The 4,825-nt window shown below is 71.9% G+C and carries 9 protein-coding genes; 5 read left to right on the top strand and 4 right to left on the bottom strand.

Annotated elements, in window-relative coordinates:
* A partial coding sequence (locus ACQKIP_RS36355) for a helix-turn-helix transcriptional regulator (protein ID WP_427745117.1) occupies positions 1 to 356 on the bottom strand: 356 nt, incomplete at its 3' end.
* Between the two features lie 102 nt (positions 357 to 458).
* Here ACQKIP_RS36355 and ACQKIP_RS36350 point away from each other — a divergent pair.
* Positions 459 to 974 carry a hypothetical protein gene (locus ACQKIP_RS36350; RefSeq protein ID WP_365855640.1) on the top strand — a complete coding sequence of 172 codons (516 nt, stop codon included), beginning with the start codon at positions 459 to 461 and terminating at the stop codon, positions 972 to 974.
* Positions 971 to 1,450 carry a hypothetical protein gene (locus tag ACQKIP_RS36345; RefSeq protein WP_365855642.1) on the top strand — a complete coding sequence of 160 codons (480 nt, stop codon included), beginning with the start codon at positions 971 to 973 and terminating at the stop codon, positions 1,448 to 1,450. The genes ACQKIP_RS36350 and ACQKIP_RS36345 overlap by 4 nt, the downstream gene beginning before the upstream one ends.
* On the opposite strand, the gene ACQKIP_RS36340 is transcribed toward ACQKIP_RS36345, so the two are convergent.
* Positions 1,419 to 2,162, bottom strand: a complete 744-nt coding sequence (locus ACQKIP_RS36340; RefSeq protein ID WP_365855644.1) for a class I SAM-dependent methyltransferase — start codon at positions 2,160 to 2,162, stop codon at positions 1,419 to 1,421. The genes ACQKIP_RS36345 and ACQKIP_RS36340 overlap by 32 nt on opposite strands.
* Before the next feature lie 6 nt (positions 2,163 to 2,168).
* On the bottom strand, positions 2,169 to 2,474 hold the full coding sequence (locus ACQKIP_RS36335) for a 4a-hydroxytetrahydrobiopterin dehydratase (protein WP_365855646.1): 306 nt from the start codon (positions 2,472 to 2,474) through the stop codon (positions 2,169 to 2,171).
* Positions 2,475 to 2,644: 170 nt separating this feature from the next.
* On the opposite strand from ACQKIP_RS36335, the gene ACQKIP_RS36330 reads away from it, so the two are divergent.
* Both ACQKIP_RS36330 and ACQKIP_RS36325 read left to right on the top strand, forming a co-directional pair.
* Positions 2,645 to 3,466: a helix-turn-helix domain-containing protein gene (locus tag ACQKIP_RS36330; RefSeq protein WP_365855648.1), complete on the top strand. Its 822-nt coding sequence runs from the start codon at positions 2,645 to 2,647 to the stop codon at positions 3,464 to 3,466.
* Between the two features lie 3 nt (positions 3,467 to 3,469).
* Entirely contained in the window at positions 3,470 to 3,874 is a 405-nt protein-coding gene (locus ACQKIP_RS36325) for a winged helix-turn-helix transcriptional regulator (RefSeq protein WP_365855650.1), read from the top strand.
* 19 nt (positions 3,875 to 3,893) lie between these two features.
* On the opposite strand, the gene ACQKIP_RS36320 is transcribed toward ACQKIP_RS36325, so the two are convergent.
* Entirely contained in the window at positions 3,894 to 4,319 is a 426-nt protein-coding gene (locus ACQKIP_RS36320) for a hypothetical protein (RefSeq protein ID WP_365855652.1), read from the bottom strand.
* Positions 4,320 to 4,599: 280 nt separating this feature from the next.
* Between ACQKIP_RS36320 and ACQKIP_RS36315 the strand changes: the two genes are divergently transcribed.
* Positions 4,600 to 4,825: hypothetical protein (locus ACQKIP_RS36315; protein ID WP_427745114.1), on the top strand; the 226-nt coding region annotated here is incomplete at its 3' end.

Raw genomic sequence — 4,825 nt, 5'->3', positions numbered from 1 at the left:
CGGTCGGCGTGCGGGCGCAGTTCCGCCGGGAGCGCCGCGCGCACCTTGAGCTGCGCGGCGGCCAGGACCGGGCCCAGGCCCAGGTCGGCGGCGGGGCCCGGCGCGCCCGCCAGGAAGAGCGCCTGTGCCTCCGGCGCGGACAGGCCGGTGAGCCGGGTGCGGTAGCCGTCGAGGAGGCGGTAGCCGCCCGCGTGTCCTGCGTCCCCGTAGAGCGGAATCCCGGCGGTGTGCAGGGCCTCCACGTCCCGGTAGACCGTCCGCACCGACACCTCCAGCTCCCCGGCCAGCTGGGCAGCCGTCATCCGGCCCCTGGTCTGGAGCAGCAGGAGGATCGAGACGAGCCGGTCCGCCTTCACCGCGCCGCCGCCCGGGCGCCCTGCGCATACCTGCGGAACTTCACTGACTTCATGGACTTCACTGACACAGGATGTCAGTGAAGTGGACCTAGCGTCCCTGACATGCCCTTTCAGGAGAAACTGCGGCACTCGCCGCCGCCCGTCGAGGTCGCGGGACGCCGTATCAAGCGCTATCACGTCACCGCGGATCCGGCGGGCATCGAGCCCGGCGTGGAGAAGGCGGCGTACGCGTTCCTGCCCGGGCTGCTGCCCGAGCCGGACGGGACGCCGCCCGCGACGTTCGTCGTGCTGCACCGGGGCGGGGACAGCGGCGCGTACCTCAACGCGTACAGCTGGGTGTGGGACAACGTCCTGCACTGCCGCGTCGCCGTCGCGGGCCAGCCCGCGCTCGGCTGCCCCGACCGGGATCCGACGCATTTCATGCTCCTGGACCGGCCGCTGATCGGCTGCGTCTGGGAACTTCCGCCCCTGCTCCACGAACGCGACTCCTGGGTACGGCACATGCTCGCCCCCGAGTCCCCCGGCCCCGAGAACCCCGGGGCCACCGGCCTGCCCGGCCTCGACGCCTACATCAACGACACCCTGCCCGACGGCACCACAGGAGACCACCGCTCATGAGCAGCCCGCACGACTTCGACTTCTTCTTCGGCGACTGGGACGTGGCGCACCGCCGCCGGAAGGACTTCCTCGACCCGGCGAGCGAGTGGGAGGAGTTCACGGCCGTAAGCCGGTGCTGGAGCCTCTTCGGCGGGGCCGCCAACATCGATGAGATGGACTGCCGCGGCGAGGGCTTCATGGGGCTGACCCTGCGGCTCTTCGACCACGAGACCGAGGACTGGTCGCTGAACTGGTCGTCGAGCCGCAGCGGCAAGCTCTTCCCGCCAGTCTTCGGCCGGTTCGGCGCGGACAGCCGCGGCGAGTTCCACGGGGACGACGCGTACGACGGCAGGCCCGTCCGCGTCCGCTTCGTCTGGTCGGGCATCTCCGCGCGTACCGCCGTATGGGAGCAGGCCTTCTCCGTCGACGGCGGGCGGAGTTGGCTGGACAACTGGGAGATGCGGTTCACCCGGCGGGCGGCTTGCGGAACGCTCTGAGGGTGAAGTGCGGGTCGGGGCGGGGCACTTCCTGATCGGGGAGGGCCGCGAGGTCCGTGGTGAGCAGTACGGCCAGAGGTCCTTCGGGCGGGATCTGGGTGAACCAGCCCCGCCGGACGTCGGCGATCGTCGAGCGGGGCGAGCGGCCCTGGCCGTGGCCCCGGAACCAGGTCTCGCCTGCCGGTGTCAGGCCCCGGGCGGCGGCGTACGTCCCGACCGCCCCGGCGCCGTCGACCGCGGGGAGCACCGGACGCGGGGCGAGGGCGGCGTCGATGTCGCTGCCGACGTCGTGCGCGGCGGCCTTGTCGACGGTCGTGACGAACACCCCGCCGGGCCGCAGCACGCGCGCACACTCCGCGACGACCGCCGCCGCCTCCCCGGCACCGGACAGCAGATGCAGCAGCCACACCGCACACACCGCGTCGAACGACGCGTCGGAGAAGGGGAGTCGGCGGCTGTCGCCCAGTACGACACCCCCCGGCAACCGCCCCGCCGCCATGCGCGCCATGCTGTCCGCCGCGTCCACCCCGGTCACCCGCAGGCCCGCCCCGGCGAGGCGCCGGGTGACCAAGCCCGTGCCGCAGGCGACGTCGAGCAGTGTGCGGGTGCCGGGCGGCAGCAGACTCCGGACCGCGGTGGCAGCGGCGTCGGCGCGGGGCTCGCCGCCGCGCGACGCGTCATAACGGTCGGCTTCCCTGCTGTAGTCCAGCATCGGCGCTCAGACCGCTCCGTGCCCGACCGCCGCATCCTCGACCTTGCGGGCCAGGTCGAAGTCCAGTGCGGTGATGGCGCCGTCCGCGCTGTGGGTGTTCACGGCCAGGGAGACAGTGTTGTAGCCGAGCGTCAGCTCGGAGTGGTGGCCGAGCTCCTCCTGGATCTGCGCGACGTGGACGACCATCGCGGTCGCCGCGAAGTGCGAGCCGAGCCGGTACGAGCGGGTGATCCGGCCGCCTTCGAGCGACCAACCGGGCAGCTCCGCGAGCCGCTCCTCGACGTCCTTCTGCGACAGCGGTTCGACTGGCATGACCGCGCCCCTTTCCCGTGCGTGCGCGTACGCACCTGTGAACGAATGGACGGACGTATGCCACTCAGCCTGCCACACCGCTCCCCGCGCGGCCCCGAACAGGCCACCGGCCGAGCGACCCGCGCCACGGACCCCGGCGGATCGCGCACCCCTTCGATTACTGTCTGGGTATGACAACTGCCGTGCCCCTCAGGGAAAGCACCGGCGTCGGCCCGCTCCTGCGCGCCTGGCGCGAACGGCGCAAGGTGAGCCAGCTGGATCTGGCGCTGCGTGCCGACTCCTCCGCGCGGCACATCAGCTTCGTCGAGACGGGCAGGTCACGCCCGAGCGAGGAGCTCGTGCTGCGCCTCGCCGAGCACCTGGACGTACCCGTGCGGGAGCGCAACTCCCTGCTCCTCGCGGCGGGTTACGCGCCCCGCTTCCGCGAGACCCCGATGGACGACCCTTCGATGGGCGCCCTGCGGGAGGGCCTGGAACAGCTCCTGCGCGGCTACGAGCCCTACCCCGCCCTGGTCGTCGACGCGGCGTACGACGTGGTCGCCGCGAACAACGGCATCGCGATGATCCTCGACGGCGTCCCCGAGCACCTCCTGAAGCCGCCGCTGAACGCCATGCGGCTCACGCTGCACCCCGAGGGCCTGGCCCCCAAGATCCGCAATCTGCGCGAGTGGCGGGGGCATCTGCTGCACCAGATGGAGCGGCAGATCGCCTTGCAGCGGTCCGACGCGCTGCGTGCGGTGTACGAGGAGGTGGCGGCGTATCCGGTGGCGGATCCCGGTGTGGATGTCGTCGATGCCGACGGGCCGCCGAACGGCCTGCCCTACTTCGCGCTGCCCCTGCGCATCGAGCACGACGGACACCTGCTCTCCTTCGTCTCGTCGATCTCCACCTTCAACACCCCGATGGACGTGACGGTCGCCGAGCTGGCCATCGAGACGCTGCTCCCGGCCGACCCGGCGACGGTCAAGTTCCTCCGGTCCGCGGGTTCCTAGGGCATGCGGAACAAGCAGAGCGACGGCCTGCCCGACGACGCGGACCTGACCCGCGCCGACTCGCTGGCCCGCGAGATCTTCTCGGGCGTGGCCAACAAGTGGGCGCTGCTGATCATCAACGCCCTGGCCGACCGGACGCTGCGCTTCACCGAGCTGCGAACCGCGGTGGACGGCATCAGCCACAAGATGCTGACGCAGACCCTGCGCGGCCTGGAGCGCGACGGCGTCGTGCACCGGACGGTGTACCCCACCGTGCCGCCGCGCGTCGAGTACCGCCTGACCGAGGCGGGCGAGGGGCTGCTCGCCACGGTCGACGGCATGTGCGCCTGGACGCACCGGTATCTCTCCGAGATCGAGGCCGCCCGCAGCCGTTTCGACGCGCGCGGCGCAGGGGCCGAACAGCCCTAGGTGTGTCGTTCTGACACACCTAACCGCGCAGGGCCCGCAGCGCCGCGTACTGCACCGCGGCGAAGCCGCCGACGACCAGGGCCTGGAGCGGGATCCACACCGCGCCCGCCGTGCTGGGCGAGAACCACGCGATCACGGCGACGACACTGAGCAACGCCCAGATCGCGTTCACCTCGATCACCGCCCGGACGGCGGGCACGGGCGGGCTCTGGCGCGACGCCAGGTAACCGACACCTGCGCCGTACAGCACGAGGGCGACACCCAGGCCGAGCAGGAGCCCCGCGTCGACGCCGAGGAAGCGCCCCAGCGGCCCGGAGGCGGCGGCGTAGGCCAGACCGTTCCCGGCGGTGACGACCGCGTCCAGGGCGAGGAAGCGGCGCAGCATGGTCTTCGGGTCGTTCGTGCGGGCCAGTGCGGTGAGCGGGAACGCAGAGTACGTCGACATGGGAAACCGGCCTCCGTCAGCAGAAGGGAAAACACCAGGAAGAGCACAGAGAAAGGCAGCGGGAAAGATGGCCGGATCCGGGCCGGAGTGCGCCGGACCGGATCCGGTAGGAACAACCCTGCCGGGCCCGCGGGCGGGGGTCGATTACCTCAGGGGTAAGGCGGGCGCCCCGCGAGCGGACGGCCCGGGGGCCTGACGCAACCCGTACGGCGGCAGCCGCCGTGTGCCGCCGCCGCCCCGCGCCTAGGTTCGTTGAAAGGCAGACTTAGGGAGCTCAAGGGTGACAGAGACGACCGAGCCCGGCGCCGCGCTGCTGCGCGCGGGCAAGTTCTTCCGCCGCGGCACCGCCGCCCCCGACCTGCACAGCATCGGACTCGTCGGCGGCCGGGACGCGGACGCCTTCTACCGGGACCGGTGGAGCCACGACAAGGTCGTGAACTCCACGCACGGCGTGAACTGCACGGGATCCTGCCTCTGGAAGGTGTACGTCAAGGACGGCATCATCA

It is taken from the genome of Streptomyces sp. NPDC059900 (genome assembly GCF_050270335.1).
Classification (GTDB): Bacteria; Actinomycetota; Actinomycetes; order Streptomycetales; family Streptomycetaceae; genus Streptomyces.
Note: the sequence above shows the minus strand (reverse complement) of the source record. Positions and strands in the feature narration are given on the sequence as shown.

Excerpts from the sequence above, each read along its gene's own strand:
- ACQKIP_RS36350 (WP_365855640.1), top strand. The coding sequence starts at position 459 with ATGCCCTTTCAGGAGAAACTGCGGCACTCGCCGCCGCCCGTCGAGGTC.
- ACQKIP_RS36345 (WP_365855642.1), top strand. The coding sequence starts at position 971 with ATGAGCAGCCCGCACGACTTCGACTTCTTCTTCGGCGACTGGGACGTG.
- ACQKIP_RS36340 (WP_365855644.1), bottom strand. The coding sequence starts at position 2,162 with ATGCTGGACTACAGCAGGGAAGCCGACCGTTATGACGCGTCGCGCGGC.
- ACQKIP_RS36335 (WP_365855646.1), bottom strand. The coding sequence starts at position 2,474 with ATGCCAGTCGAACCGCTGTCGCAGAAGGACGTCGAGGAGCGGCTCGCG.
- ACQKIP_RS36330 (WP_365855648.1), top strand. The coding sequence starts at position 2,645 with ATGACAACTGCCGTGCCCCTCAGGGAAAGCACCGGCGTCGGCCCGCTC.
- ACQKIP_RS36325 (WP_365855650.1), top strand. The coding sequence starts at position 3,470 with ATGCGGAACAAGCAGAGCGACGGCCTGCCCGACGACGCGGACCTGACC.
- ACQKIP_RS36320 (WP_365855652.1), bottom strand. The coding sequence starts at position 4,319 with ATGTCGACGTACTCTGCGTTCCCGCTCACCGCACTGGCCCGCACGAAC.